This window comes from Rhodococcus sp. NPDC058532 (assembly GCF_042719255.1).
Taxonomy (GTDB): Bacteria; Actinomycetota; Actinomycetes; order Mycobacteriales; family Mycobacteriaceae; genus Rhodococcus_G.
This window is the reverse complement of the sequence record NZ_JBHXNU010000011.1, coordinates 73,967-99,254: the sequence shown is the minus strand read 5'-3', so window position 1 is coordinate 99,254 and position 25,288 is coordinate 73,967. Positions and strand designations below refer to the sequence as shown.

The 25,288-nt window shown below is 71.7% G+C and carries 29 protein-coding genes and 1 tRNA gene; 18 read left to right on the top strand and 12 right to left on the bottom strand.

Annotated elements, in window-relative coordinates:
* Nucleotides 1–53: 53 nt before the first annotated feature.
* A complete protein-coding gene (locus ACFWQG_RS14755; protein WP_378508369.1) occupies nt 54–1,181 on the bottom strand; it encodes a Nif3-like dinuclear metal center hexameric protein in 1,128 nt (375 codons plus the stop codon).
* Nucleotides 1,178–2,233, bottom strand: coding sequence for an Rv2231c family pyridoxal phosphate-dependent protein CobC (gene cobC, locus ACFWQG_RS14750; RefSeq protein WP_378508433.1), 1,056 nt, complete (start codon nt 2,231–2,233; stop codon nt 1,178–1,180). The genes ACFWQG_RS14755 and cobC overlap by 4 nt, the downstream gene beginning before the upstream one ends.
* An 86-nt stretch (nt 2,234–2,319) precedes the next feature.
* On the opposite strand from cobC, the gene ACFWQG_RS14745 reads away from it, so the two are divergent.
* Genes ACFWQG_RS14745 through ACFWQG_RS14735 form a run of 3 tightly spaced genes read left to right on the top strand, consistent with a single transcriptional unit; the run spans nt 2,320 to nt 4,352 of the window.
* Nucleotides 2,320–2,976 carry an HAD-IA family hydrolase gene (locus ACFWQG_RS14745; protein WP_378508368.1) on the top strand — a complete coding sequence of 219 codons (657 nt, stop codon included), beginning with the start codon at nt 2,320–2,322 and terminating at the stop codon, nt 2,974–2,976.
* Nucleotides 2,966–3,436 (top strand): low molecular weight protein-tyrosine-phosphatase, encoded by a 471-nt coding sequence (locus tag ACFWQG_RS14740; protein ID WP_378508367.1) that lies wholly within the window; start codon nt 2,966–2,968, stop codon nt 3,434–3,436. Before ACFWQG_RS14745 ends, ACFWQG_RS14740 begins: the two co-directional genes overlap by 11 nt.
* Before the next feature lie 52 nt (nt 3,437–3,488).
* The gene (locus ACFWQG_RS14735) at nt 3,489–4,352 is read left to right on the top strand and encodes an SURF1 family protein (RefSeq protein ID WP_378508366.1); all 864 of its coding nucleotides are present in this window, start codon (nt 3,489–3,491) and stop codon (nt 4,350–4,352) included.
* Here the strand turns inward: ACFWQG_RS14735 and ACFWQG_RS14730 are convergent.
* On the bottom strand, nt 4,334–5,368 hold the full coding sequence (locus ACFWQG_RS14730; RefSeq protein WP_378508365.1) for a cobalamin biosynthesis protein: 1,035 nt from the start codon (nt 5,366–5,368) through the stop codon (nt 4,334–4,336). The genes ACFWQG_RS14735 and ACFWQG_RS14730 overlap by 19 nt on opposite strands.
* Nucleotides 5,369–5,444: 76 nt before the next feature.
* Between ACFWQG_RS14730 and ACFWQG_RS14725 the strand changes: the two genes are divergently transcribed.
* On the top strand, nt 5,445–5,822 hold the full coding sequence (locus ACFWQG_RS14725; protein WP_378508364.1) for a type II toxin-antitoxin system Phd/YefM family antitoxin: 378 nt from the start codon (nt 5,445–5,447) through the stop codon (nt 5,820–5,822).
* Nucleotides 5,823–5,839: 17 nt separating this feature from the next.
* Here ACFWQG_RS14725 and ACFWQG_RS14720 read toward each other — a convergent pair whose 3' ends face one another.
* The gene (locus ACFWQG_RS14720; RefSeq protein ID WP_378508363.1) at nt 5,840–6,337 is read right to left on the bottom strand and encodes an acyltransferase; all 498 of its coding nucleotides are present in this window, start codon (nt 6,335–6,337) and stop codon (nt 5,840–5,842) included.
* A 63-nt stretch (nt 6,338–6,400) separates the two neighbouring features.
* Here ACFWQG_RS14720 and ACFWQG_RS14715 point away from each other — a divergent pair, with 63 nt between their 5' ends.
* The 3 genes from ACFWQG_RS14715 (at nt 6,401) to ACFWQG_RS14705 (ending at nt 9,202) form a co-directional block, all read left to right on the top strand.
* Entirely contained in the window at nt 6,401–7,210 is an 810-nt protein-coding gene (locus ACFWQG_RS14715) for an alpha/beta hydrolase (protein ID WP_378508362.1), read from the top strand.
* A gap of 368 nt (nt 7,211–7,578) precedes the next feature.
* Entirely contained in the window at nt 7,579–8,160 is a 582-nt protein-coding gene (locus tag ACFWQG_RS14710; protein WP_378508361.1) for a CueP family metal-binding protein, read from the top strand.
* Between the two features lie 58 nt (nt 8,161–8,218).
* Complete coding sequence (locus ACFWQG_RS14705) at nt 8,219–9,202, top strand: GlxA family transcriptional regulator (RefSeq protein ID WP_378508360.1); 984 nt, start codon at nt 8,219–8,221, stop codon at nt 9,200–9,202.
* 52 nt (nt 9,203–9,254) lie between these two features.
* Here ACFWQG_RS14705 and ACFWQG_RS14700 read toward each other — a convergent pair whose 3' ends face one another.
* Nucleotides 9,255–9,590, bottom strand: coding sequence for an ArsR/SmtB family transcription factor (locus ACFWQG_RS14700; protein WP_378508359.1), 336 nt, complete (start codon nt 9,588–9,590; stop codon nt 9,255–9,257).
* 16 nt (nt 9,591–9,606) lie between these two features.
* Between ACFWQG_RS14700 and ACFWQG_RS14695 the strand changes: the two genes are divergently transcribed.
* Nucleotides 9,607–10,095 (top strand): SRPBCC domain-containing protein, encoded by a 489-nt coding sequence (locus ACFWQG_RS14695; protein ID WP_378508358.1) that lies wholly within the window; start codon nt 9,607–9,609, stop codon nt 10,093–10,095.
* 27 nt (nt 10,096–10,122) lie between these two features.
* Here the strand turns inward: ACFWQG_RS14695 and ACFWQG_RS14690 are convergent, their stop codons facing one another.
* Nucleotides 10,123–11,268, bottom strand: coding sequence for an LLM class flavin-dependent oxidoreductase (locus tag ACFWQG_RS14690; protein WP_378508357.1), 1,146 nt, complete (start codon nt 11,266–11,268; stop codon nt 10,123–10,125).
* 235 nt (nt 11,269–11,503) lie between these two features.
* Between ACFWQG_RS14690 and ACFWQG_RS14685 the strand changes: the two genes are divergently transcribed.
* The 3 genes from ACFWQG_RS14685 (at nt 11,504) to ACFWQG_RS14675 (ending at nt 13,279) form a co-directional block, all read left to right on the top strand.
* Nucleotides 11,504–12,616, top strand: a complete 1,113-nt coding sequence (locus ACFWQG_RS14685) for a transglycosylase domain-containing protein (protein WP_378508356.1) — start codon at nt 11,504–11,506, stop codon at nt 12,614–12,616.
* Entirely contained in the window at nt 12,592–12,726 is a 135-nt protein-coding gene (locus ACFWQG_RS14680) for a hypothetical protein (protein WP_378508355.1), read from the top strand. The genes ACFWQG_RS14685 and ACFWQG_RS14680 overlap by 25 nt, the downstream gene beginning before the upstream one ends.
* Nucleotides 12,727–12,865: 139 nt before the next feature.
* The gene (locus ACFWQG_RS14675; protein ID WP_378508354.1) at nt 12,866–13,279 is read left to right on the top strand and encodes a hypothetical protein; all 414 of its coding nucleotides are present in this window, start codon (nt 12,866–12,868) and stop codon (nt 13,277–13,279) included.
* A gap of 83 nt (nt 13,280–13,362) precedes the next feature.
* On the opposite strand, the gene ACFWQG_RS14670 is transcribed toward ACFWQG_RS14675, so the two are convergent.
* The 3 genes from ACFWQG_RS14670 to ACFWQG_RS14660 all read right to left on the bottom strand — a co-directional run bounded on the left by ACFWQG_RS14670 (nt 13,363) and on the right by ACFWQG_RS14660 (nt 14,392).
* Nucleotides 13,363–13,434 (bottom strand) — tRNA-Val (locus tag ACFWQG_RS14670).
* Nucleotides 13,435–13,476: 42 nt separating this feature from the next.
* On the bottom strand, nt 13,477–13,941 hold the full coding sequence (locus tag ACFWQG_RS14665; RefSeq protein WP_378508353.1) for a peroxiredoxin: 465 nt from the start codon (nt 13,939–13,941) through the stop codon (nt 13,477–13,479).
* Between the two features lie 25 nt (nt 13,942–13,966).
* Nucleotides 13,967–14,392 (bottom strand): DUF3052 domain-containing protein, encoded by a 426-nt coding sequence (locus ACFWQG_RS14660; protein ID WP_378508352.1) that lies wholly within the window; start codon nt 14,390–14,392, stop codon nt 13,967–13,969.
* Nucleotides 14,393–14,630: 238 nt separating this feature from the next.
* On the opposite strand from ACFWQG_RS14660, the gene aceE reads away from it, so the two are divergent.
* From aceE to ACFWQG_RS14630, 6 genes are all read left to right on the top strand, one after another.
* Nucleotides 14,631–17,489, top strand: a complete 2,859-nt coding sequence (gene aceE / locus ACFWQG_RS14655) for a pyruvate dehydrogenase (acetyl-transferring), homodimeric type (protein WP_378508351.1) — start codon at nt 14,631–14,633, stop codon at nt 17,487–17,489.
* A gap of 74 nt (nt 17,490–17,563) precedes the next feature.
* Complete coding sequence (locus ACFWQG_RS14650) at nt 17,564–18,934, top strand: PucR family transcriptional regulator (RefSeq protein WP_378508350.1); 1,371 nt, start codon at nt 17,564–17,566, stop codon at nt 18,932–18,934.
* A gap of 128 nt (nt 18,935–19,062) precedes the next feature.
* Nucleotides 19,063–19,971 (top strand): ACP S-malonyltransferase, encoded by a 909-nt coding sequence (locus ACFWQG_RS14645; RefSeq protein WP_378508349.1) that lies wholly within the window; start codon nt 19,063–19,065, stop codon nt 19,969–19,971.
* A 111-nt stretch (nt 19,972–20,082) separates the two neighbouring features.
* Nucleotides 20,083–20,364 (top strand): meromycolate extension acyl carrier protein AcpM, encoded by a 282-nt coding sequence (acpM, locus tag ACFWQG_RS14640; RefSeq protein ID WP_378508348.1) that lies wholly within the window; start codon nt 20,083–20,085, stop codon nt 20,362–20,364.
* Between the two features lie 8 nt (nt 20,365–20,372).
* Nucleotides 20,373–21,614 (top strand): KasA/KasB family beta-ketoacyl-ACP synthase, encoded by a 1,242-nt coding sequence (locus ACFWQG_RS14635; RefSeq protein WP_378508347.1) that lies wholly within the window; start codon nt 20,373–20,375, stop codon nt 21,612–21,614.
* Nucleotides 21,615–21,711: 97 nt separating this feature from the next.
* Nucleotides 21,712–23,145 carry an acyl-CoA carboxylase subunit beta gene (locus tag ACFWQG_RS14630; protein WP_378508346.1) on the top strand — a complete coding sequence of 478 codons (1,434 nt, stop codon included), beginning with the start codon at nt 21,712–21,714 and terminating at the stop codon, nt 23,143–23,145.
* Between the two features lie 51 nt (nt 23,146–23,196).
* Here the strand turns inward: ACFWQG_RS14630 and ACFWQG_RS14625 are convergent, their stop codons facing one another.
* Entirely contained in the window at nt 23,197–23,832 is a 636-nt protein-coding gene (locus ACFWQG_RS14625; protein WP_378508345.1) for an NAD(P)-dependent oxidoreductase, read from the bottom strand.
* Nucleotides 23,833–23,933: 101 nt separating this feature from the next.
* On the opposite strand from ACFWQG_RS14625, the gene ACFWQG_RS14620 reads away from it, so the two are divergent.
* Nucleotides 23,934–24,305: a winged helix-turn-helix transcriptional regulator gene (locus tag ACFWQG_RS14620; RefSeq protein WP_378508344.1), complete on the top strand. Its 372-nt coding sequence runs from the start codon at nt 23,934–23,936 to the stop codon at nt 24,303–24,305.
* 103 nt (nt 24,306–24,408) lie between these two features.
* On the opposite strand, the gene ACFWQG_RS14615 is transcribed toward ACFWQG_RS14620, so the two are convergent.
* Together ACFWQG_RS14615 and ACFWQG_RS14610 are read right to left on the bottom strand one after the other, a co-directional pair.
* Nucleotides 24,409–24,612, bottom strand: a complete 204-nt coding sequence (locus tag ACFWQG_RS14615; RefSeq protein ID WP_378508343.1) for a cold-shock protein — start codon at nt 24,610–24,612, stop codon at nt 24,409–24,411.
* Nucleotides 24,613–24,839: 227 nt separating this feature from the next.
* Nucleotides 24,840–25,274, bottom strand: coding sequence for an anthrone oxygenase family protein (locus tag ACFWQG_RS14610; RefSeq protein ID WP_378508342.1), 435 nt, complete (start codon nt 25,272–25,274; stop codon nt 24,840–24,842).
* Nucleotides 25,275–25,288: the final 14 nt, after the last annotated feature.

The following is a 25,288-nucleotide window of genomic DNA, read 5'->3' as shown; positions in this document are numbered from 1 at the left end:
CCTTCGCCCGGTTGGGCGGGGCGGGGGTGCCCTTCACCCGGACGGCGGGGAGGTCAGCCGCCGAGGGTCCAGGGGTCGGTGCGGACGGCGGACAGCGCGGCGGCCCAGCCGTCGACACCCCGGAATCGGGCGTCGAGCAGGTCGCGGGCCTGCCCGCACCACGGCTGCTCGCTGGCCCAGTGCGCGACATCGACCAGCACCGGTCCGCCGCCGCGCAGGTGCTCGTCGGCGGGATGGTGCCGCAGGTCGGCGGTCACGTACGCGTCGACGCCCGCGGCCCGTGCCGCCCCGAGCAGCGAGTCACCGGAGCCGCCGCACACCGCGACGGTGCGGACGACGGTGTCGGGGTCGCCTGCGGCGCGGACACCCCACGCGGTCTCCGGCAGCGCCCGCCGCACCCGCGCCGCGAAGTCCCGCAGCGACTCCGGTTCGGCGAGCTCACCGATCCGCCCGATGCCGAGCGCGCTGCCGGTATCGGCGAGTTCGAGGACGTCGAACGCCGGTTCCTCGTAGGGGTGCGCGGACCGCAGCGCGGCAAGCACCCGGGCCCGCAGCCCACGCCGGGCGACGACCTCGACGCGGTCCTCGACGACCCGCTCGATCCGCCCGACCGACCCGAGCGCCGGGCTCGCCCCCGCGCCGGGCAGGAACTGGCCGGTGCCTGCGACGGTCCAGCTGCAGCAGCTGTAGTCGCCGACCTGCCCGGCCCCGGCCTGGAACAACGCCTCGCGCACGGCCGCCGTGTCGGGGCCGGGGACCAGCACGACCCACTTGTCGAGCGGGTCCGACGGGGCGGGCGATAGTGGCCCGGTGATGGTCAACCCGAGCGCGTGCGCGAGCGCGTCGGACACGCCGGGGTCGGCCGAATCGGCGTTGGTGTGTGCGGTGTACAGCGCACAGCCGCCGCGGATCAACCGGTGCAGCAGCGCACCCTTCGGGGTGTGCGCGCCGACGGTATCGACGCCGCGCAGCAGCAGCGGGTGATGCACCAGCAGCAGCTGTGCCCCCCAGGCGAGGGCCTCGTCGACGACGGCGGCGGTCGCGTCGACGGCGACCATCACCCGATGCACCGGGTCGGCGGGGTCGCCGCACACCAGCCCGACCGAGTCCCACGACTCCGCGAGCCGCGGCGGGTACGCCTCCTCGAGCACCGAGATGACCTCGGACAGGGCAACGCTCATGCCAATACCTCCGTCAATGCGCTCACCAGGGTCTGCGCCGGGTCCGCGGCGCGGACCGCGACGCGGAGGTGGTTGGGGTCCAGGCCGGGGAAGGTGTCGCAGCGCCGGACCGCGATCCCCCCGTCCTGCAGCTTCTTCCGGACCAGGTCGGCGTCCGGGACGCGGAGCAGCAGGAACGGCGCGTTGGCCGGGCCGACGACCTCGACCCCGGCGGCGCCGAGCAGTGCGAGCATCGCGGCCCGTTCGGACGCGATCAGCGCCGCCTCCCGCTCCGCCCACGCGACCGCCTCGGGTTCGCTGCAGGCCCGGATCGCCTCCACCTGCAGGCTGCCGAGCGGCCAGTGGGCCCGGCCCTGCTGCAGCCGGGCCAACACGCCCGGGTCGCCGAGGGCGTAGCCGCAGCGCAGCCCGGCCAGCGCGAACGTCTTGGTCAGCGACCGCAGCACCAGCACGTCGGGCAGGGATTGCCCGGCGAGGGACTCCGGCTCCCCCGGCACGGCGTCACCGAAGGCCTCGTCCACCACCACGATCCGGCCGTCGCGGCGCAGCGCGAGCACGTCGGCCGCCGGGTGCAGCACCGACGTCGGATTGGTGGGGTTGCCGAGAACGACGAGGTCTGCGGCGTCGGGGACCGCGGCAGCGGCGAGCCGGTACGGCGGTGGCAGCAGCACCTGCTGCACCGGAATCCCGGCCTGCCGCAACGCCCATTCGGGTTCGGTGAACGACGGGTGGATCAGGGCGGCCAGCCGCGACCCCAGCCGCGGCAGCATCGCGAACCCCTCGGCGCCGCCGGACAGCAGCAGCACCTCCTCGGGGTCGCGACCGTGCCGGGCCGCGACCTGCTCCCGCGCGGCCCGCTCGGCGCTCGCCGACGGGTACCGCCCGAGCGTCGCCAACTGCGCGGTCAGCCGCGCGGCCAGCCACCGGGGTGGGCCCTCGCCCCGCACATTGACGGCGAAGTCGACCAGCCCGGGGGCGGCGTCGACGTCGCCGTGGTGACGGAGGTCGACGTCGCCGGGGCGATCCGGGTCACCGTCGCCGGGGCGACCCACCTCGTTGCCGTCGGATGCCGCGGTGTTCACGACGGGCAGTCTATGGCGGTCCGGTGCTCGCCGGTCGGGGCAGGCAGGATGGACGGGTGCGCTCCCCCATCCTGCTGTTCGACCTCGACGGCACCCTCACCGATTCCGCTCCGGGCATCGTGTCGGGGTTCCGGCACGCGTTGGCGTCGGTCGGCGCCCCGGAACCCGCTGGCGATCCGACGCAACTGATCCTCGGCCCGCCGATGGCGGACACGCTGCGCGGCGTCGGGCTCGACGATGCGACCGCCGAGCGCGCCCTCGCCGCCTATGTCGACCGGTACGACCGTGTCGGCTGGGCGGAGAACGCGGTGTTCGACGGCGTCGCGGACCTGCTCGACGCGCTGGCCGCGGCGGGGGCCCGGCTCGCGGTCGCGACCTCGAAGTCGGAGCGGTTCGCGGTGCGGATCCTCGAACACTTCGGCCTCGCCGGGCATTTCGAGGTGATCGCGGGCGCCTCCCCGGACGGTGCCCGGCGCGCGAAGGCGGACGTCATCGAGCATGCCCTGCGCGGCCTCGGCGTCGCCGCCGTCGCGGGCGGCACCGACGGCGTGGTGATGGTCGGGGACCGGATCCACGACGTGCAGGGCGCCGCGCACTGGGGCATCCCGACGGTGTTCGTGCACTGGGGGTACGGCGCGGAGACCGAGGCCGAGGACGCGCGCTGGTCCGCGGCGACCGTCGCCGATCTGGAGGCGATCCTGCATGCGCGCTGACCCGCTGCACATCACGTTCGTCTGCACCGGCAACATCTGCCGATCCCCGATGGCGGAGAAGATCCTCGCTGGCCGCCTATCCGAGACCGGTCTCGCGGAAGCGGTCCGGGTGTCCAGCGCGGGCACCGGCGGCTGGCATGTCGGCGACGACGCCGACCACCGCACCACCGCGGTCCTCGCCGCGCACGGCTACCCGACCGGGCATCGGGCCGCGCAGGTCGGGCCCGACCACCTTGGCGCGGACCTGGTCGTCGCCCTCGACACCGGCCACGACCGGGCGCTCGCGCAGCTCGGGGTTCCCACCGGACGGCGCAGGCTGCTGCGCAGTTTCGACCCGGACGCGGACGGCGACTCGGTGCCCGACCCCTACTACGGGGGGAGCGCCGACTTCGACCTCGTGCGGACCCAGATCGAGGCCGCGGTGCCCGGATTGCTTGCCTGGGTGCGCGAGCACCTGTGATCCCGCGCCTGCCCGTTTCGGGGTCCCCGGCAACGCCAAGTACCGTGGTGTCGTGCGAAGGCTGAAGTTTCTGCTACGTCCGGGCTGGCTCGTGTTGGCCGTCGTCGTCGCCGGATTCGCCTACCTGTGCTTCACGGTGCTTGCTCCGTGGCAGCTCGGCAAGAACACCAGCACCTCCACCCGCAACACCCTGATCGAGGAGTCGGTGAACGCGGACCCGGTGCCGATCGAATCGGTGCTCCCCGCGTCCGGACCGATCGCCACGAACGACGAGTGGCGTCAGGTCACCGCCACCGGAACGTACCTGCCCGAGGACGAGGCGCTGGTGCGGCTGCGGTCCATCGAGGGGGATCCCGCCTACGAGGTGCTGACGCCGATGCGGTTGACCGGCGGTCAGGTGATCCTGGTCAACCGCGGCTACGTGCGTCCCGTCCGGGGCACCGTCGCACCACCGATCGAGCCGCCGCCCGCCGGCGAGACGACGGTGACGACCCGGGTCCGTGCCTCCGAGGGAACCGCCCCCGGCAAGGACCCGATCGTCGAGAACGGCATCCCCCAGGTGTACTCCCTCAACGCGGGCCAGGTCGGCGCCGCGGTCGGGCTGCCGCTGGTCGACGGCTGGTTCCAGCTCGCCGCCGGCGAGCCGGGGGTGCTGACGCCGATCCCGCTGCCGCAACTCGACGCGGGACCGTACCTGTCGTACGGGTTGCAGTGGCTGGCGTTCGGGATCATGGCCCCGCTCGGGCTGGCGTACTTCGTCCGCGCCGAACTGCGGGAACGGCGCAGGGGACGCGAGCGCCGGGTCGCCGAGCCTGCCGCGCCCGCCGAGGCGAGCACCGCCGCCGCCACCCGCGAGCCCGAGACGATGTCGGCGACCGAGGCGAAGCTCGCCGACCGTTACGGCACCCGGCGCTGACCCGCACCCGCTGACCGGGCGGATCCCGGACCGTCGCCCGAGTGCCCGACCCGGCAACCGCCCGGTCGGCGTCGGAACGCCGACGCCACCAGCACCGCCGCGACCGCGGCACCCGCCTGCACCACGGTCGACAGCCGCGCCACCCTGGCGATGTCGCCGACGCCGGGCGCCGGGCCAGCACCGAGGGTCGGCCGATCCTCCGCGCCGTACGCGTACTCCGTGCGGCCGCCGAGCGCGATCCCCAGCGCGCCCGCCATCGACGCCTCCGCGACGCCCGCGTTGGGGCTCGGGTGCGCGGACGCGTCGCGTCGCCAGGCCAGGGCGGCCGCGCGCGGTGAGCCGCCGACGACCGGGGCCGCCGCGGCGGTGAGCAGTCCCGTCACCCGCGCGGGCGCGAGGTTCACCGCGTCGTCGAGCCGCGCCGCCGCCCACCCGAACCGCAGATACTTCGGCGAGCGGTACCCGATCATCGCGTCGAGCGTGTTGATCGCGCGATACCCCAGTGCGCCGGGGGCGCCTGCGACCGCCGCCCACACCAGCGGCGCGACGGTGGCGTCGGAGGTGTTCTCGGCGACGGATTCGACGGTGGCGCGGGCGATGCCCGTCGCGTCGAGCAGGTCGGGGTCCCGCGCGCACAGCGACGGCACCAGTGCCCGCGCGCCGGAGAGGTCGTCGGCGGCGAGCCGGTCGGCCATCCGGAACCCCACCCCGGTCAGCGAGGTTCCGCCGAGGGAGATCCACGTCGCCGCGGCGACGACCGCCGTCTCCCCCGCCCAGCCGAGCCGCCCGGCGGCGCGGGCGGCGAGGGCGGTGCCGCCGACGACGGCGCCGACGAGTAGCCCGGTGTGCACGGCCCCCGCCGCCCTGGAGTCGCGGTGGGTGCACCGTTCGAGGGCGGCGGCGGCCGATCCGAACCCGGCGACCGGATGCCACCGCACCGGGTCGGCGAACACCCGGTCGGCGAGATAGCCCAGGGCGATGCCGGTGGCGCGGGCGGAGATCCTGGGACGTTTCACACCGGTAGTTGTATCAATCGCGGCGGCGGCGGCAATCCGCCGTGTCCTGACCCGAATCGGCTCCGGTGATGCGAGGATGCGCGGGGCACCCCAGCGGGGTGCGGTGCAGCGACGATTGGAGTCGGCGGGAGTGGCGGCGACCACGGTGAAGAACGCACGCAAGCGGTTGGGGTCCCTGGTGCGGGAGGTCAACGAGGGCACCGTCGCGGTCGAGATCGCGGGCAAACGCGGCGACGCGGTGCTGATCTCCCGCGACCGCTACGCCGCGCTGCAGGAGGCGAACTTCCTGCTCCGTTCCCCCGAGCTGATGGACAGCCTGCGGCGGGAGATGGCCCGCATCCTGGCTGCCGCCGCTTCGGCGCCGACCACCGGCGAGGCGGCAGCGGCGACCGCCGCGAAACGCACCCGCGGGTCCCGCGCCCAGGCCAGGAAGAAGCGCAAGCGGAAGAAGTAGCCGAGGCACGGCCGCCGTCAGGGCCGCGCCGCGCGATCCGCGGCGCCGACCGGCAGGTCCCGCACCCGCCGCGCAGGGTTCCCGACATAGAGGCCATGGGAATCGCAGTCGCGGGTGACGACCGCGCCCGCACCGACGATGCAGCCCGGCCCGACCGTCACCCCGGGCAGCACGATGGCGCCCGCGCCGATCCAGCTGCCGTCACCGACGGTGATCGGCCGGTGGACCACCCGCCCGCCGCGGCCGTCCTCGGGGCCGATCTCGTGGGTGCTGGTGATGAACCGGGCGCCGTGCCCGACCGCAACCTGCCGGCCCAGGGTGATCGGCGCGGTCCCGTCGAAGAGCACCCCACGGTTGACGAAGGTGCCGACCCCCATCCGAATGTCCTTGCCGCCGAAGTGACATCCGGAGTAGATTCCGGCGCCCCACACCCGCGCCCCCGCGGCGAGCAGCAGCAGGATCCGCAGCCACACCGGGACGAACGGGGACGCTTGGATGATCGTGATCAGACGCACCGCGCCACGATAGCCGCGGCGACACCCTAGGCTCGACGGGTCAACGAAACCGAGGAGTGCGAGATGGAGCCCGACCCGATCCCCGTGCTGTTCGTGCACGGTCTGTGGATGCACGCGAGCAGCTGGCGGCCGTGGCTCGACCTGTTTGCCGACCACGGGTACGTTCCGATCGCGCCCGGCTGGCCCGGCGACGGCGACACCGCCGAGGCCACCCGGAACGATCCGGGCAGGCTGGACGGGGTCGGGATCGCCGAGCTCACCCGGCACTATCGGACGGTGGCGGAGGCGCTGCCGACGCAGCCGATCGTGGTCGGGCACTCGTTCGGCGGGCTGATCGCGCAGAAGCTGCTCGGGGAGGGTGTGGTCCGCGGCGCCGTTGCGATCGCCCCGGTCCAGTTCAAGGGCGTCCTTCGGCTCCCCCCGACTCAGGTGCGGACGGTGCTGCCGATCCTGCGCAGGCCGGGCCTGCGCACCCGGACCTGGTCGCACACCGCGGACACGTATCACGCGGGGTTCGCGAGCGCGGTGACCCGCGAGGAGTCGGACGCGTTGTTCGAGGCGCACAGCATCCCCGGCCCGGCGCGGCCGCTGTTCCAGGCGGCGTTCGCGAACATCGTCGGCGGGCCCACGAAGATCGACACCCGCTCCTCCCGCGGCCCGCTGCTGCTCGTTGCCGGTGGCGCGGACCGGATGGTCCCGGAGCCGATCGTGCAGTCCGCGTACAACATTCAGCGTCGCAACACCGGCGCAACCGAGTATCGGGTGCTGCCCGACCGCGGACACTCGCTGGCAGCGGACCGCGGCTGGCGGGAGGTCGCCGATCTGGCGCTGGACTTCCTGGACCGCCACGATCTCGGTGCCCGGCAGGGCTGAGCCTGCGCAGGCACCGGGGCGGGCGCCCGCACCTCGGTGGGCTGGGGTGGCTGCCGCTCCCGGCTGCGGATCTCCATCAGGAACACCGCACCCACCGTGAGGTAGGCGGCGGCGACGACGACCGGGGCGACGATCAGGGTCAGGACTGCGAGGAGTTCCATCGGACACCTCCGTTGGCAGGCGGACTTTCTCGTTCGGCGGCACGTGCACTGGTGCGCGGTCCCGCGATCGCGGCAACCCGCTCCCCACCTCACGGTAGAGGGCGATCACGCGGCGCCGGTGAAGGGCGGGTGAACTCTCGCTGTGATGCCGACCACGGTGACGTCCGGGCGACCGGCGCCCCCGCGCATGCGCGCTAGGTTGGCGGTATGGCCCGCTCCCGTCTGCACCCGATTGCCCTGTTCGTGTCCGTCGCCGCCGGGGCGCTGCTGCTGGCGGGGTGCACCACCACCCCGTCCGCCGCTCCCGCCGCGAATGTGCTGGCGGCGCACGGGCTGGACGGGCTCGACGGCCGGGAGCTGATCGAGCGGCTCGACACCCTCCCGGTCGCCGAACGACCGAACGACCTGCTCGCCTCGGTCCGGCCCGACGCGGTCGTCGTCTCGGACCCCGACGGGTTCGAGACCAGCGTGCCGCTGCCCGCCGACGAGTTCTACGTCTCGATCGCCCCCTATGCGACCCGAACGCACGACTGCTACTTCCACAGCCTCACCACATGCCTCGGCGAGCTGCGCGACGAGCCGATCCGGGTCCGGGTGACGGACCCGGCGGACGGTGCGGTGCTGGTCGACCGGACCACGCGGACCTACGACAACGGCTTCATCGGGCTGTGGCTGCCGAAGGGCATCGACGCCGACCTCCTGGTGGAGTCCGGTGGCCGGTCGGGTCGCACCACGATCGGCACCGGCGCCGACGATCCGACGTGCGTGACGACTCTCGCCCTCGTGTAGCCGGTCGGTAGTGCCGCGAACCACTGGCCGGAAGGTCGATGTGTGAAAGAATCCGGCCATGCATCGTGTGGTGGTTCTGGCGTTGGACGGCGTGATTCCCTTCGAGCTGGGCATTCCCGCCCGGGTGTTCGGCGGCGCAACCGACGCGGGCGGGCACCCGCTGTACGAGGTGCTGACATGCACCGTCGACGGCGGGCCGGTCCGGACCGACAGCGACTTCGCGGTGTCCGTCGAGCACGACGCGGCGCTGCTGGCGACCGCGGACACGGTGGTGATCCCGGCGACCCATCGGCTCGGCTCGGCGCGGGACGGGCGCCTGCCCGAACCGGTCGCCGCCGCGTTCGCCCGCGTCCGGCCCGGCACCCGCTGGGTGTCGATCTGCATCGGGTCGTACCTGCTTGCGGCGGCGGGCCTGCTCGACGGCCGCCGGGCCACCACCCACTGGCGGCACGCCGAACACTTCCAGCACACCTTCCCGCGGGTCCGGGTCGACCCGGAGGTGCTGTACGTCGACGAGGGCGAGGTGATCACGTCGGCGGGCGCCGCCGCCGGGCTGGACGCGTGCCTGCACCTGGTGCGCCGCGACCACGGCGCCGACGTCGCCAACCGGGTGGCGCGGCGATGCGTGGTTCCGCCCTGGCGCGACGGTGGCCAGGCCCAGTACATCGAGCGGCCGCTGCCCGCGACCACCGCCGAATCGACGGCGGCGACCCGAGACTGGGCGCTGCAGCGGCTGGACGAGCCGCTGCAGCTGTCCCGGCTGGCCCGGCACGCCAACATGAGCGTCCGCACGTTCACCCGCCGGTTCGTCGACGAGGTGGGCACCACCCCGGCCAGGTGGCTGATCATTCGCCGCGTCGACCGGGCGCGGCAGCTGCTCGAGACGACGGACCTGTCGGTGGACACGATCGCCACCGACGTCGGCTTCGGCACCGCCGCCTCGCTGCGTCAGCATATGGCGGCCCAGCTGGGCGTGCCGCCGTCGACCTACCGCAGGACGTTCCGCGGCCAGCTCGACGACGAGGCCAGCCTCGCCCGCTGAGCCTCCTCGCTCGCTGCGCCTTCTCGCCCGCTGCGCATCGCGCCAGCGCCGGTCAGTCGCGGCCGAGTTCGTGCAGCAGATCGACCGCAGCGCGCGCGTACTCCCCGATCCACCGGTCGTGGATCCGCTTGATCGGCAGCGGCGCCAACGCGAGTCGGCGTTCGCGCCCGACCTTGCGGCCGGTGACCAGGTCCGCCCGCTCGAGCACCCGCAGATGCTGCAGCACGGTGGTGCGGTCGAGGTCGGGGAAGTGCGCACACAGTTCCCCGGTGGTGCAGGACGCGTCCTTGAGGACGTCGAGCATCCGCCTTCGGGTGCTCGACGCCAGCGCCTTGAACACCCGGTCGTCGTCGGAGTTCTCGTTGCTCTCGCCCTCGCCCGCATTCATGTTGTAAAATTACAACATGAACGAGAACATCGACACTCCCCAGCCCCTCACCGCACTGTCGTTCACGGTCTCCGGGCACGTCGCCCGCCCGTGCGCCGAGGTCTACGAGGCGGTGGCCGACCCCGAGCAGCTGTCGAAGTACTTCACCACCGGCGGCGCGCGCGGCCGACTCGAACCCGGCACCGAGGTCACCTGGGACTTCCACGACTTCCCCGGCGCCTTCCCGGTCACCGTCGTCGCCGCCGACCCGCACCGGCGGATCGTCATCGAGTGGGACGGCACCGCCACCACCTCGGACACCGGAAAGACCACGACGACCTTCGAGTTCGAGCCCGTCGACGACAACACCAGGACCCTGGTCACGATCACCGAATCCTCCTGGCAGCCAACGGAGGCGGGCGCGAAGAACGCGTTCGACAACTGCATGGGCTGGACCGGGATGCTGGCCGCACTGAAGGTGTGGGTCGAGCACGGCATCAACCTGCGCGACGGCTTCTACCGATGATGCAGCGCCCCGCGTGACCGCACCCGGTCAGAGCCGACGGGCTCCCCGGAGCACCTGCACCATCGGCCACGATGACGCGAGCCCGACGCGAAGCCGGGGATGCACGAAGCCGAGACCGGCGAGGACGACGTAGCGGAGCCCGTTGTCCCGCCACTCCGCGAGCTGCTCGAGCACCTCGGCGGGCGTCCCGGCCAGCATCGACGCCCGGACCAGCGACGGCGGGACACGATCCGCGCAATCGAGCGCGGTCGGCTCGTCAATGGTCTGCGGCAACAGATCCTGAATCCCACTGAACCCCGACCCCATCGGGTGCTCGGCCCCGTGCCGCGCCCACACCTCGCCGGACGCGGTCAGGGTGAACAGTCGCGCCGCGAGCGAGCCGACCATCTCGTCGACCTGGGCGCCGCTGCTGGCCGTCATGACGAACAGAAACGCCGCGGGCGTGACGGCCGCCGGATCACGTCCGGAATCGGACGCCGCGGTCCGCACCACGGCGAGCCGCTCCGCGTACTCGCTCGGCCGGAGCGCGTAGGCGGGGAACCACGCGTCCGCGTACCGTCCCGTGACCCGCAGCATGCGCGGCCCGTGCCCGGCGATCCAGATCTCCGGCCACCTGCCGCGGTACGGCGGGATCGCGAACACCGCGTCGCGAAGCGGGAAGAACTCCGAGTCCCGGGTCACCGGTCGACCGTCGGCGTCCCACAGCGCACGGATCGTCGCGATCGCCTCCGCGAACCGGCCCACCGGCCGTTCCCAGTCCACGCCGTAGGGCGCGTTGCCCTCGCGTTCCCCCGGGCCGATCCCGTGGATCGCGCGACCCCGGCTGAGCTGGTGCAGGGTTGCCGCCGCCTGCGCGGTGACGGCCGGGTTGCGGCGGCCGGTGTCGGTGACGCTCACCCCCAGCCGCAGCCGGGACAACTTGTTCTGGGACGCAACGTATCCCAGTGCGGTCCACGGCTCGTAGCACGCGTCGGCCCGGGGCACGAGCGCCGCGGCCCCGAGGTGCTCGCGTTTCCAGATCGACGCCGGGAAGATGCTGTTGAGGTGGTCGGGCACCCACATCGAATCCGCACCGCCGGCGACCGCCAGCTGCCGGGTCGAGCGCAGCATCAGTTCCGGCGAGAACCGGGTGTGCAGCGCACTGTCGACCAACCCCGCCTTGAATCCACTCATCGCGGCCGCCTCGTCGGGCTCTCCCTGGCACGCGGCACAGCCAGCGGGACGCACCGCACCCAGTCGGAATAACCGGTCGGTTTCATCGTCCCCGCAGTCACCGGTGAAGTCACGGCCCGTTAGCCCCCGGAAGGAAACCGCGGGGCTCCGGACGTCGTACGCCGTCTAATATCGAACGCAACGGCGAATAGGCCAGTTCCGGTTTCTGGCCCCGGAGTACCGCCGTCGAGGACTCATGAACATCCGTCTCGGCGACAGCCGGAACCGCCAACCCCGCCCACCGCATCCGCCCGAGCAGCCACCGCAGCGGGTGCCCCGCTGGCTGCGCCCCGGCTCCCCCCTCGGTGACCGGCTCGCCGGCCTGCTGCCCCCGACCGATCCGGCGGGACCGACGCCACCGACACCGCCGTGGCCTCCTGCCGGCGCCCCAACGCCACCGGGGCCGATCCCCGGCCCCTACCCGTGGCCGGCACCACCCCCGGCGAGCGCACCGACCTGGCCACGGGTCGCGGTCCGCTGGGGGGCGCGACTGCTGGCGGCCTTCCTGGTGTTCTGCGTCGTGACGCCGATCGTCTACCGGGTGGTGACGCCGCCCCGCACGTTGTTCATGCTGACGGACGAGGCGAGCGGTCCGACGGTGCAGCAGACCGTCTCGCTCGACTACATCAGCAGGCACTACGTCGCGGCCACCCTCGTGCACGAGGACGCGCAGCTCGGCACCCGAACCGGCCCGTACCACCTGGGCGAGTTCGTCGATCGCACCACGACCTACCTGACGACCGGTGAGGACAACTCGGGGTCGACCATTCCGCAGCAGCTGGTGAAGAACATCTTCCTGATCCGCGGCGAGTGGCTGGTCGCCAAGGTCGCCAGGAAGGGTGTCGAGGCCGTGCTCGCGTGGCCGTTCAACATGATGGGCGACCGGCGGCAACTCGACCTGTACCTAAACTACGCGCAGTTCGGCCCCAACCTGTACGGCATCTGCGCCGCCAGCTGGTACTACTTCAACCGTGCTCCGTGGGAGGGAAACACCTGGGACGCAGCCACTCTCGCCGGCCTGCTACCCCTCGGTGAGGACGCCAAGCGCTCCCCGGGGGGCGGCGTGGACATCACCAGCGACGGTCAGTGGGTCGTGGCCAGCACGGTGACCAGGGCCCGCGAACGGGTACCGCAGCGGATCGCGGAGATGGGCGGCTGGGAGGGCACCGTGGAGACGGTCGGCATCCTCGACTCCGCCGCCGACAACGACCCGCTCGGCGACCCCGACAGCTGCAGCACGATGCCGGAGTCGGTGGCCGAACGCCTCGCCGCCGAGGACGCCTGGTGGAGCCCGCAGTACGGCGGCTGAGCATCGCTCCGGGCGGCAGCGCCGCACTGCCCGGCCGGACGGGCATGCTCACCGCGCTGAAAGTGTCGGTCGGGCCGGGCGTCGACCTGCACGACAGGTTCTACAGGTAGCGTCGCCACGCGGCGAGGGAGACTCGCACCATCGGCCATCCACACGATCGTGCTCGGACGAATGGCCGAAATCCTGACCGGAACACCGCGAAACCACTACGGTGTGCGGGCTCATTCCATGAACCCGAGGAGAACCACCGTGCGTAGAACCGCAGGATTCATCGGCGCCACCGTCGCCGCCGTCGGCCTCGTCATCGGCACCGCCGGCGTCGCCACCGCGCTCGCCACGAGCATTCCCGGCACCACCGGCCACCCCTACGTCGCGGGCGTCGACGTGGAGCCGGGTTCGTACTACTCCCGCATCACCGACAGCATGGACTGCCGGTTCTCCCTCACCCAGGTCGACGACGAGGCGCCCAGCTACGAGGGCGTCGGCGTCACCGGCGAGTACCGCATCGTCGACATGGACGCCGGGGACCGCCTCGACTCCGTCGGCTGCACCAACTGGAACCGTCAGGGCGGCCCGTTCGGCTCGGCCGGCTCGGAGGACTTCGGCCTCCTCGGCGTACTGGGTTCGGAGGACTTCATCTTCAACCTCCCGCTCGGATCCTGACTCCGCGGAACGGCAGGAGCCCCCGCCTCGAGGTGGGGGCTCCTGTCCGGCTGCGAATCGACGACCCGCGCGGTCGAATGCAGTGGGCGCGGAGGGTTTCGAACCCCCGACCGCTGGTGTGTAAAACCAGAGCTCTACCACTGAGCTACACGCCCGAACCCCGGCGCGCGGACAGGTGTCCGCGCGCCGGAATGCACTCAGGAATCTAGCGCGGCGAGCGCCTTCTCCCAAGCTCCCTGGTCACGGGCCTCCCCGGGGCCGTTCATCTCGGCGAACCGGATGATTCCCTCCTTGTCGACGACGAAGGTGCCGCGGTTGGCGTACCCGGCCTTGTCGTTGAACACGCCGTAGGCCTGCGCGACCGCGCCGTGCGGCCAGAAGTCGGACAGCAGCGGGAAGGTGTAGCCCTGCTCGGCGGACCAGATCTTGTGCGTTGGCGGCGGGCCGACCGAGATCGCGAGCACGGCGGCGTCGTCGTTCTCGAACTTGGGCAGCCCGTCGCGCACCTTGCACAGTTCGCCCTGACACGTTCCGGTGAACGCGAGCGGGTAGAACACGATCAGGACGTTCTTCTCGCCCCGATAGTCCGAGAGCGAGACCTCCTGGTTGTTCTGGTCCTTGAGGGTGAAATCGGGCGCGACGGCACCGACGTCGAGGGGCATGCGAATTCCTAACCGGGTTGGGCGCTCAGCGCTGCTTCGCGGGGCGGGCCTTGGGCTGCACCAGCCGACTGCCCGACCAGGATCCCAGGTTCGCGGCCGACGTCTGCGTCAGTCCGGCGGTGGGCGCCGATTCGGCGATCTCGCTGGGTTCGACATGCCCGGGCTGCCCGGTCTTCGGGGTGAGCACCCACACGAAGCCCTCGTCGGCGAGCGGGCCGATCGCATCCATCAGCGCGTCGACGAGGTCGCCGTCGCCGTCCCGCCACCACAGCAGGACCACGTCGATCACGTCGTCTGAGTCCTCGTCGAGGAGCTCACCGCCGATGGTCTCCTCGACGGCGGCCCGCAGGGCGTCGTCGGTGTCCTCGTCCCAACCCAGTTCCTGTACAGCCATGTCTTGGGTGATGCCCAGTTTCTGGACGTAGTTCTGGGCGTCGGCCTCGGCGACCACGGTGGTGTCCTCCTACAGGTGTTCGTGCTGTCTCCAGCATCCGATCGGTGTTGATCGGTAGTGAAAGCGAACATGCTCGAGGCGTTCCGCGCAAGCGGGCCGCGCCGATTCGCCATAACAAATCTTTGGACGGGCGACGAAACAGACGCGCGCGCACCGCGGTCGGGGGCATTTGGCAGGATTGGACCCAGATCACCATCATGAACACACCGGGCCGCCGTCACACCAGGAGACCCGGATGGATCGGACGCCGCACCGTGCGTCCACCCGCGATGAGGAGCAAAAGTTGTCCGAGCAGACCCAGGACCCGGTATCTCCCCTGGCGCCCAGTTCCACTCCCGGTTCCGACGGCCGTGTGCGCGTCATCCGCGAGGGCGTCGCGTCCTACCTTCCCGACATCGATCCCGACGAAACCGGCGAGTGGATCGAAAGCTTCGACGATCTCGTGGAGCGCTCCGGCCCGGCCCGCGCACGCTACCTGATGCTGCGGCTGCTCGAGCGCGCAGGCGAGCGGCACGTCTCCATTCCCGCCCTGACGTCCACCGACTTCGTCAACACCATCCCCACCGAGAACGAGCCCTGGTTCCCCGGCGACGAGGAGGTCGAGCGCCGCTACCGCGCCTGGATCCGGTGGAACGCCGCGATCATGGTGCACCGCGCGCAGCGCCCCGGGGTCGGCGTGGGCGGGCACATCTCCACGTACGCGTCGTCCGCGGCGCTGTACGAGGTCGGGTTCAACCACTTCTTCCGCGGCAAGGATCATCCGGGCGGCGGCGACCACATCTTCGTGCAGGGGCACGCCTCCCCCGGCATCTACGCACGCGCCTTCCTGGAGGGCCGGATCCCGCCCGAGCAGATGGATGGGTTCCGCCAGGAGGCCAGCCACGCCGAGGGTGGGCTGCCGTCGTACCCGCATCCGCGCCTGCTCCCCGACTTCTGGGAGTTCCCGACGGTGTCGATGGGCCTCGGCCCGATGAACGCCATCTACCAGGCCCGGTTCAACCACTACCTGCACGACCGCGGGATCAAGGACACCGCGCAGCAGCACGTGTGGGCGTTCCTCGGTGACGGCGAGATGGACGAGCCGGAGTCGCGGGGACTCGCGCATGTCGCGGCGACCGAGGGCCTGGACAACCTGACCTTCGTCGTCAACTGCAACCTGCAGCGCCTGGACGGGCCGGTCCGCGGCAACGGCAAGATCATCCAGGAACTGGAGTCGTTCTTCCGCGGCGCTGGCTGGAACGTCATCAAGGTCGTCTGGGGCCGCGAGTGGGACGCGCTGCTGCAGGCCGACAAGGACGGCGCCCTGGTGAACCTGATGAACGTCACCCCGGACGGCGACTACCAGACCTACAAGGCCAACGACGGCGGCTACGTCCGCGAACACTTCTTCGGCCGCGACCCGCGGACCAAGGAACTGGTCAAGGACCTCACCGACCAGGAGATCTGGAACCTCAAGCGGGGCGGCCACGACTACCGCAAGATCCACGCCGCGTACGCCGCGGCGATGGCCCACAAGGGCCAGCCGACGGTCATCCTGGCGCACACGATCAAGGGCTACACCCTCGGCAAGCACTTCGAGGGCCGCAACGCCACGCACCAGATGAAGAAGCTGACCCTCGACGACCTCAAGGCGTTCCGCGACCTGCAGCGGATCCCGATCTCCGACGCCGAGTTGGAGAAGGATCCCTACCTGCCCCCGTACTACCACCCCGGGCCGGACGCCCCGGAGATCCGGTACATGCTCGACCGCCGCACGCAGCTCGGCGGGTTCCTCCCGTCCCGCCGCACCGATGCGGCGCCGCTGCCGGTGCCGGACATCGCCACCCTCGACCCGATCCGCAAGGGGTCGGGCAAGCAGGAGGTCGCGACCACGATGGCGCTGGTCCGCGTCATCAAGGAACTGTTGCGGGACAAGGAGATCGGCAAGCGCATCGTGCCGATCATCCCGGACGAGGCGCGCACCTTCGGCATGGACTCGTGGTTCCCGTCGCTGAAGATCTACAACCGCAACGGGCAGCTGTACACCTCCGTCGACGCCGAGCTGATGCTGGCGTACAAGGAGTCCAGCGTCGGCCAGATCCTGCACGAGGGCATCAACGAGGCGGGCTCGACGGCGTCGTTCACGGCGGTCGGCTCCTCGTACGCCACGCACGGCGAGCCGATGATCCCGCTGTACATCTTCTACTCGATGTTCGGGTTCCAGCGGACCGGTGACGGACTGTGGGCCGCGGCGGACCAGATGTCCCGCGGGTTCGTGCTCGGCGCCACCGCGGGCCGCACCACCCTCACCGGCGAGGGCCTGCAGCACGCCGACGGGCATTCGCTGCTGCTGGCGTCGACGAACCCGGCCGCGGTCACCTACGATCCGGCGTTCTCCTACGAGATCGCACACATCGTCCGGGACGGCATCCGCCGGATGTACGGCGGCACCGAGGGGGTTCCCGGGTTCGGCGGCGAGAACGTCTTCTACTACCTGACGATCTACAACGAGCCGTACGTGCAGCCCGCCGAGCCGGAGGGCCTCGACGTCGACGGCCTGCTCAAGGGCATCTACCTCTACCAGCGCAGCGCAGGCACTGGCCCCAAGGCCCAGATCCTGGTCTCGGGTGTCGCGATGCCGGAGGGTCTGCGCGCCGCGCAGCTGCTCGCCGACGACTGGGGGGTCTCCGCGGACGTGTGGTCGGTGACCTCGTGGGGCGAGCTGCGCAGGGAGGGCATCGAATGCGACCGTGAGGCGCTGCACAGCCCGGACGCCGACCCGCGTATCCCGTACGTCGCCACCGCCCTGGCCGGCGCCGAGGGCCCGTTCGTTGCCGCGTCCGACTGGATGCGCGCGGTGCCGGACCAGATCCGCCAGTGGGTGCCCGGCGACTACACCACCCTCGGCACCGACGGGTTCGGCTTCTCCGACACCCGCACGGCGGCGCGACGGTTCTTCAACGTCGACGCCGAGTCGATCGCGGTCGCGGTGCTCGCCGGGCTCGCCCGCGCGGGCAAGGTCGAGCACAACACCCCGGCGGCCGCCGCCCGCCAGTACCGGATCGACGACGTCCTCGCGGCGCCGACGTCGATGAAGGATCCCGGCAGCGCCTAGCTCCCCCTCGAACGCCCCGACACCGCCCCGGTGCCGGGGCGTTCGGCCCGGGTGGTGGCGTAGGTTTCCCTGTCATGGGTGCACAGGAGTCCGACGGGGCGGAGACGGCGGCGACCCCGCCCACCGATGACCCGGCCGCGGCGCCGCCGCCCGCCGTCCCGGAGGGCGCCCGCACCCCGGTCGCACCGCCGTTCGTCGGCCGCCGGGAACCGCGGGAGCCGCTGCCGGACGCGCTGCTCCGCCGGGTCAAGCAGTTCTCCGGCAGGCTGTCGACCGAGGCGGTGTCCTCGATGCAGACGCAGCTGCCGTTCTTCGCCGACCTCGACGCGGATCAGCGCGCCAGCGTGCAGCTGCTGGTGCAGACGGCGATCGTCAACTTCCTGGAATGGCTGCGCAACCCGGCCGACAGCGACATGCGGTTCAGCCTGGACGCATTCCAGGTCATCCCCCAGGACCTGGCCCGGCGCCTGACGCTGCGGCAGACCGTCGACATGGTTCGGGTGGCGATGGAGTTCTTCGAGCAGTGGCTGCCGGCGCTCGCCCGCAACGATCAGCAGCTGGTCGCCCTGACCGAGGCGGTGCTGCGGTACGGGCGCGAGCTCGGGTTCACGGCGGCGACGGTGTACGCGAGCGCCGCCGAGTCCCGCGGCGCCTGGGACACCCGGCTCGAGGCCCTGGTCGTCGATGCGGTGGTCCGCGGCGACAGCGGCCCCGACATGCTCTCGCGGGCGGCGACGCTGAACTGGGACGCGACCGCACCCGCGACGGTGCTGGTCGGGACGCCGCCGCCCGAGGAGGGGGTGTCCGTCGTCGGCACGGTGCACACGATCGCGCAGCGGCACGACCGGGCCGCGCTCGCGGTGGTGCAGGGGTCGCGGCTGGTGGCCGTGGTCTCCGGGGATGTGCGGTCCTCACCGGAGAACCGGCCGTTCCTGAACGACCTGCTTGCCGCGTTCTCCCCCGGACCGGTGGTCATCGGTCCGACGACCGGCACCCTCGGCGCCGCCCACTTCAGCGCGGTCGAGGCGCTCGCCGGCATGGACGCGGTCGCGGGTTGGCGCGCCGCGCCGCGGCCGGTGCACGCGGGCGAGCTGCTGCCCGAGCGCGCCCTGCTCGGCGACCGCGCCGCGCTCGACGCCCTCAACGACCAGTTGGTGCAGCCGCTCGCCGCGGCGGGATCGGCGCTGACGGACACCCTCGACACCTATCTGGACTGCGGCGCCGCCGTCGAGACCTGCGCCCGTCAACTGTTCGTCCATCCAAATACCGTGCGGTATCGACTGAAGAAGATCGCGGAGATCACGCGGCGAGATCCGACCAATCCGCGGGACGCGTACGTACTCCGAATCGCAGCAACAGTGGGCAGGCTGACTCGAACCCATCACGAACCTTCCAGTTCCGCCACATCAGTCACAGCCGCAACAGATCACGGGAACGGGCTGTAACGCGCAACGATTGAAGTACGATGCTCGACGGCGACAAGCGGTTTTGTTGAAACCCTACAAAACACTTGTCCAAGGTTCATCGTCAACAACACCCCGCCACGGCGGGCGGCCGGTGTTCCCTTATTCCTGTGATTGCGTTGCTCGCCCCGGGTCAGGGGTCCCAAACGCCCGGCATGCTCAGCCCCTGGCTGGAGCTGCCCGGCTCTGCTGATCGCGTTGCGATCTGGTCGAAGGCCGCCGGCCTCGACCTCGGTCGGCTCGGTACCACCGCCACCGCGGAGGAGATCACCGACACGGCCGTCACCCAGCCGCTCGTCGTCGCGTCCGCACTGCTGGCGTTCGAGGAACTCGAACGCCGCGGCCAGGTTCCCGCGGACCTCGTCGTCGCGGGCCACTCGGTCGGCGAACTGGCCGCAGCGGCGATCGCCGGGGTCATCTCCGCGGACGACGCGGTCGCGCTCGCCGCGCTGCGCGGGTCGGAGATGGCGAAGGCGTGCGCGCTGGAGCCGACCGGCATGTCCGCGGTCCTCGGTGGCGACGAGGACGCCGTCCTCGCCCGCCTCGCCGAACTCGATCTCGAGCCAGCCAACCGCAATGCGGCAGGCCAGATCGTCGCCGCGGGCCTGCTCACCCAGCTGGAGGAGCTGGCGGCCAACCCGCCGGAGAAGGCCCGGGTGCGCGCCCTCCCCGTCGCGGGCGCCTTCCACACGCGCTTCATGGCACCGGCGCAGGACGCGGTCACCGCGGCCGCCGCCCGGATCGTCCCGCAGGCCCCCACCCGCACGCTGCTGTCCAACGCCGACGGGCAGCCGGTGACCTCCGGCGCCGACGCGCTGACCAAGCTGGCCGCGCAGGTCACCCGCCCGGTGCGGTGGGACCTGTGCAGCGCCTACCTCCGCGGCGCCGCGGTCTCCGCGGTCGCCGAACTGCCGCCCGCGGGCACCCTGGTCGGCATCGCGAAGCGCGAGCTCAAGGGCACCCCGACGCTGGCCATGAAAACCCCGGCCGAGCTGGACGCCGTCGCCCAGCTCGGCTGATCCGGCCGCAGCGCGGGCCGGAACTCACCGAACTTGCATCACTCGCCCGGTCCGCCGGACCGGGCGAACGCAGGACCCGAATAACAACACCATCATGAAGGGAGCCACCCCGTGGCACACACTCAGGAAGAAATCATCGCCGGCATCGCCGAGATCATCGAAGAGGTCACCGGCATCGAGCCGTCCGAGGTGACCATCGAGAAGGCCTTCGTCGACGACCTCGACATCGACTCGCTGTCCATGGTCGAGATCGCCGTGCAGATGGAAGACAAGTACGGCGTGAAGATCCCGGACGAGGACCTCGCGAGCCTGCGCACCGTCGGCGACGTGGTCACCTACGTTCAGAAGCTCGAGGCCGAGGGCGTCCAGACCGGCTCCACCGACGACAAGTGAGCCCCGACGTGTCCTCCACCTCTCCCCGGACGTTGCCCAACGTCGTCGTCACCAGCCTCGCGGCTACGACGTCACTCGCTGGTGACGTGGATGCCACGTGGAAGTCCCTGCTCGCAGGCGAGAGCGGCATCGGCACGCTCGACGGCTTCGTCGACGAGTTCGATCTGCCGGTTCGCATCGGCGGCAGGCTCAAGGTCAGCCCCGACGAGGGTCTCTCCCGCGTCGAGGTCCGGCGGATGGCGTTCGCTGAGCGGCTCGCCCTGACGCTGGGCCGCACCGCCTGGCAGAACGCGGGCAGCCCCGAGGTCGACCAGGACCGGCTCGGCGTCGTCATCGGCACCGGCCTCGGCGGCGGCGAGACGCTCATCGACGCGGTCGACAAGCTGCGCGAGGGCGGGTACCGCAAGGTGTCCCCGTTCGCCGTGCAGATGGTGATGCCGAACGGCCCTGCCGCGACGGTGGGGCTCGAGCTCGGCGCGCGCGCCGGGGTCATCACCCCGGTCTCCGCCTGCTCGTCGGGGTCGGAGGCGATCGCGCACGCGTACCGGATGATCACGCTCGGTGACGCCGACATCGTCGTCGCCGGTGGCGTCGAAGGGCAACTCGACGCCGTCGCCACCGCCAGCTTCGCGATGATGCGGGCGCTGAGCACCCGCAACGACGACCCGAAGGGGGCGTCGCGGCCGTTCGACAAGGACCGCGACGGCTTCGTCTTCGGCGAGGCGGGCGCGATGATGGTCCTCGAAACCGAGGAGCACGCGAAGGCGCGCGGTGCCACCATCCACGCACGACTGCTGGGTGCGGGCATCACCTCGGACGGACACCACATCGTGGCGCCGCACCCCGAGGGCACCGGAGCGGCCCGCGCCATGACCCGGGCCATCGAGTCCGCGGGATTGGCGAAGGCGGACATCTCGTTCGTCAACGCGCACGCCACCGCGACCCCGATCGGCGACACCGCCGAGGCCAAGGCGATCACCGCCGCGGTCGGATCGCACGCCGCGGTGTACGCACCGAAGTCCGCGCTCGGGCATTCGATCGGCGCCGTCGGTGCGCTCGAATCGGTGCTCACGGTCCTGAGTGTGCGTGACGGGATCATCCCGCCCACGCTCAATCTCGAAAATCAGGATCCAGAGATCGACCTGGACGTCGTCAAGGGCCAGCCCCGCGAGGGCCGGATCGATTTCGCCATCAACAACTCGTTCGGATTCGGTGGGCACAACGTTGCGCTCGCCTTCGGCCGCGCCTGACGTTGGGCGGCTCGTAGTTCGAGGGTGAGGGGCCCGCACCGGCGGGCCCCTCACCACCCCCCACAGTCAGCGGCTCGCTTTTGAAGGAGGACCGGCGATGACCATTCTGGATCCCGTCACCAGATCCGACGCCCAGCTCGACCCGCGCGATCCGCTCGCCCGGCTCGAGAAGCTGTTCGACGCGGGCACCACGACGACGCTGCATGACCGCGACCGGTCCGGCGTCCTCGCCGCGTCCGGCGAGATCGACGGCGTCCGCACCATCGCCTACTGCTCCGACGCCACCGTGATGGGCGGCGCGATGGGCGTGGACGGCTGCAGGCACATCGTCGCGGCCATCGACGCCGCGATCGAGGAGCAGGTCCCGATCGTCGGGATCTGGCATTCGGGCGGGGCCCGCCTTGCGGAGGGCGTCGAGGCCCTGCACGCCGTGGGCCTCGTGTTCGAGGCCATGGTCCGCGCGTCCGGCCTGATCCCCCAGATTTCCGTCGTCCTCGGGTTCGCCGCGGGCGGCGCCGCCTACGGCCCCGCGCTCACCGACGTCGTCATCATGGCGCCCGAGGGCCGCGTGTTCGTCACCGGACCCGACGTGGTCCGTTCGGTGACCGGCGAGCAGGTCGACATGGAGTCGCTCGGCGGCCCGGACACGCACACCAAGAAGTCCGGGGTCGCGCACATCGCCGCCCGCGACGAGCTCGACGCCCTGCACCGGGCCCGCAGGCTGGTGTCGATGATCGCCGATCAGGGCGAGTTCGACGTCGAGGCGGCCCGCCGCGGGGACACCGACCTGCGGGCGATGATGCCCGCATCGGCCAAGCGTGCCTACGACGTCCGCCCGATCGTGCACGAGCTGCTCGACAACGTGGACGGCGAGTCCAGCCTCGAGGAACTGCAGGGCAACTACGCGCGCAGCATCGTCACCGGCATCGGCCGGATGGGTGGTCGCACCGTCGGCGTCATCGCGAACAACCCGCTTCGCCTCGGCGGCTGCCTGAACTCGGAGAGCGCGGAGAAGGCGGCCCGGTTCGTCCGGCTGTGCGATGCGTTCGGGATCCCGCTGGTCGTCGTCGTCGACGTGCCCGGCTACCTGCCCGGCGTCAGCCAGGAGTGGGAGGGGGTGGTGCGCCGCGGCGCGAAGCTGCTGCACGCGTTCGCCGAGGCGACCGTTCCCCGCGTCACCCTGGTCACCCGCAAGATCTACGGCGGCGCGTACATCGCAATGAACTCCCGCGCGCTCGGCGCCACCGCCGTCTACGCGTGGCCGGAGGCCGAGGTCGCGGTGATGGGCGCCAAGGCCGCGGTCGGGATCCTGCACAAGCGGGCCCTTGCCGCCGCACCCGAGGAGGAGCGCGAGGCGCTGCACGACCGGCTGGCCGCCGAGCACGAGGCGATCGCCGGTGGCGTCGGCCGGGCGATGTCGATCGGCGTCGTCGACGAGCTGATCGAGCCCGCCACGACCCGCAGCAGGCTCACCGCGGCACTCGCCGCGGCCCCCGCACGCCGCGGCCTGCACAAGAACATCCCACTGTGACGTGACGTGCGGGCCCCGACCGGTCCGGTCGGGGCCCGCACGCTGTCGCCGTCAGCCGACCGCGACCAGGGCCCTGCTGTGGCGGGCATTCTCGGCCTCGTCGACCAGCGCGACGGCCAGGTCGGCGTAGGAGAACGCCCCGTCGCCGAGCACACAAGTGCCACCGGTCCGGTACCGCCCGGTCCGCGGCGCGTCCTCGTCGAGCACCACCGGCGGCGGCGCCAGCATCACCCAATCCAACGCGGCATCGGCGGATTCCAGGACGTCGAGTTCCGCGACATGGCCGAGCGAGAACTCGCGCGCCTCCGCCGGGAACCCGGGTGCGTCGAGGACCCGCACACCCGGCTGCGTCTCGAGCATCGTGCCGATCCCCACCGCCACCAGTCGCGGCACCCCGGCGTCGACGAGGCCGCCGGTCAACGCCCGCGCGGCCGCAACGTAGAACTCCGTCGACGGCACGTCCATTCGGGCTGCGGTGTGGATCGCGGCGGAGTGGCCTGCCGCGATCCGCGCGACGTCGCCGCGATCGGTGACGTCCCCCGCGACCACCCGGACCAGATTCCCCACCGGACCGGTGTAGCGGTGCGGATCCCGCGCCACGACCGTCACCGCCCGACCGCGCGAAGCCGCCTCCGCCACGACACGCCGCCCCGCCCTGCCGCCACCGAACACCACGATCTCGTTCACGACTGTCCTCCCTGGTCCGCGTTCGGCCGGCGGTCGCCGGTCGAGACGCCGACGGTAGCGAGGGGGGTGCCGGTTACCGCAACGATAGTTAGGCTGACCAGGTGCGCACCCCGTTGCCCCGCGACCTGTTCTCGGATTGCCTGCCGGGACCGTCACCGATCCGGGTCGGGGACAAGTGGACCGCCCGCATCATCGCCTGTCTGCGGGACGGCCCCCGCCGGTTCTCCGAACTGCAGGTGCCGCTGCACATGGTGTCCCCGAAGGTGCTCACCGCGTCACTGCGGTCGATGGAACGCAGCGGACTGCTCACTCGCACCTCGTACCCCGAGATCCCGGCGCGGGTCGAGTACGAGCTGACCGACCTGGGCCGGTCACTGCAGAGGCCGCTCCGAGCGGCCTGCGAGTGGAGCGACGAGCACCTCGGCGACGTGCTCGCTGCGCAGACGGCGCACGATCTTCGGCCCGAACCCTGACCGACCGGGTCCCTGACGGACCGGGTCCCCGACGACGGGAGCCCCCCGACCTTCCGGTCGAGGGGCTCCCGTGGCTGCCGGCGGGTTCACCGGCGGATCGGCGTCAGACCGCGCGGACGTCCGTCGCCTGCGGGCCCTTGGCCCCCTGCGAGATCTCGAACTCCACCCGCTGGTTCTCCTCGAGGCTCTTGAAGCCGGAACCGGAGATCTCCGAGTAGTGCACGAACACGTCCGGGCCGCCGTTGTCCTGCGCGATGAAGCCGAAGCCCTTCTCCGCGTTGAACCACTTGACTGTTCCCTGGGTCATGAGGACTCCTTCTCAGGGCTGGTCGGACCGCACCGTGCGGACCGGGCCGGTTTCCAGACGCGACGCGAACGTCTCCAGACGCTGACGGGATGAACCCAGGAACCTGAAGGGCTGCACGGCGCCCGCAACACTGTTTCCTTGCGAGCGTGCAGTGGGTACACAAACACACAAAAACCACGGCCGAACCGTTCAACACCCCGTCGGCCGGTCTGATTCCCGACCGTCGATCACCGGGTCAGGGCGACGCCGACCAGCAGCAGGGACACCACGCACAGCGCCGCGCGGAGCGTGTTGAACGCGGTCCAGCGCGGCGCGTACTCCCGGAAGCCGATCCGCCCACCGAGGAGCGCGTTGTTGAGCGGGACGTTGACGACGGCGGTGATCAGGACGGACCCGACGAGGTTGACCGCGGCGGCAGCGAAGTACCACGTCGCGGCCGCGCCCGACGCGAGGAACCCGGCGGCGCCTGCCGCGACGGGTGCCCCGAGGAACGGGACGAACAGCCACGGGGTGAGGATCTTCCGGTTCACGCTCCGCATTGCCGCGTCGGCCGCGTCGTCGTCGACGGCCTTCAGGCCGGGCATCACCGACATCGAGAACGCGTAGTAGAGGCCGGCGAGGACGCCGTGCAGGACGAGCGTGACGAGGCCGAGGATCAGCATGGGGCCATGATGTC

What these genes read in the sequence shown, in the direction of transcription:
- ACFWQG_RS14755 (WP_378508369.1), bottom strand. Translation starts at nt 1,181, where the DNA reads ATGAGCGTTGCCCTGTCCGAGGTCATCTCGGTGCTCGAGGAGGCGTAC.
- ACFWQG_RS14740 (WP_378508367.1), top strand. Translation starts at nt 2,966, where the DNA reads ATGCGCGCTGACCCGCTGCACATCACGTTCGTCTGCACCGGCAACATC.
- ACFWQG_RS14725 (WP_378508364.1), top strand. Translation starts at nt 5,445, where the DNA reads ATGCGCGGGGCACCCCAGCGGGGTGCGGTGCAGCGACGATTGGAGTCG.
- ACFWQG_RS14715 (WP_378508362.1), top strand. Translation starts at nt 6,401, where the DNA reads ATGGAGCCCGACCCGATCCCCGTGCTGTTCGTGCACGGTCTGTGGATG.
- ACFWQG_RS14710 (WP_378508361.1), top strand. Translation starts at nt 7,579, where the DNA reads ATGGCCCGCTCCCGTCTGCACCCGATTGCCCTGTTCGTGTCCGTCGCC.
- ACFWQG_RS14705 (WP_378508360.1), top strand. Translation starts at nt 8,219, where the DNA reads ATGCATCGTGTGGTGGTTCTGGCGTTGGACGGCGTGATTCCCTTCGAG.
- ACFWQG_RS14700 (WP_378508359.1), bottom strand. Translation starts at nt 9,590, where the DNA reads ATGAATGCGGGCGAGGGCGAGAGCAACGAGAACTCCGACGACGACCGG.
- ACFWQG_RS14695 (WP_378508358.1), top strand. Translation starts at nt 9,607, where the DNA reads ATGAACGAGAACATCGACACTCCCCAGCCCCTCACCGCACTGTCGTTC.
- ACFWQG_RS14690 (WP_378508357.1), bottom strand. Translation starts at nt 11,268, where the DNA reads ATGAGTGGATTCAAGGCGGGGTTGGTCGACAGTGCGCTGCACACCCGG.
- ACFWQG_RS14685 (WP_378508356.1), top strand. Translation starts at nt 11,504, where the DNA reads ATGAACATCCGTCTCGGCGACAGCCGGAACCGCCAACCCCGCCCACCG.
- ACFWQG_RS14665 (WP_378508353.1), bottom strand. Translation starts at nt 13,941, where the DNA reads ATGCCCCTCGACGTCGGTGCCGTCGCGCCCGATTTCACCCTCAAGGAC.
- aceE (WP_378508351.1), top strand. Translation starts at nt 14,631, where the DNA reads ATGGATCGGACGCCGCACCGTGCGTCCACCCGCGATGAGGAGCAAAAG.
- ACFWQG_RS14650 (WP_378508350.1), top strand. Translation starts at nt 17,564, where the DNA reads ATGGGTGCACAGGAGTCCGACGGGGCGGAGACGGCGGCGACCCCGCCC.
- ACFWQG_RS14630 (WP_378508346.1), top strand. Translation starts at nt 21,712, where the DNA reads ATGACCATTCTGGATCCCGTCACCAGATCCGACGCCCAGCTCGACCCG.
- ACFWQG_RS14615 (WP_378508343.1), bottom strand. Translation starts at nt 24,612, where the DNA reads ATGACCCAGGGAACAGTCAAGTGGTTCAACGCGGAGAAGGGCTTCGGC.
- ACFWQG_RS14610 (WP_378508342.1), bottom strand. Translation starts at nt 25,274, where the DNA reads ATGCTGATCCTCGGCCTCGTCACGCTCGTCCTGCACGGCGTCCTCGCC.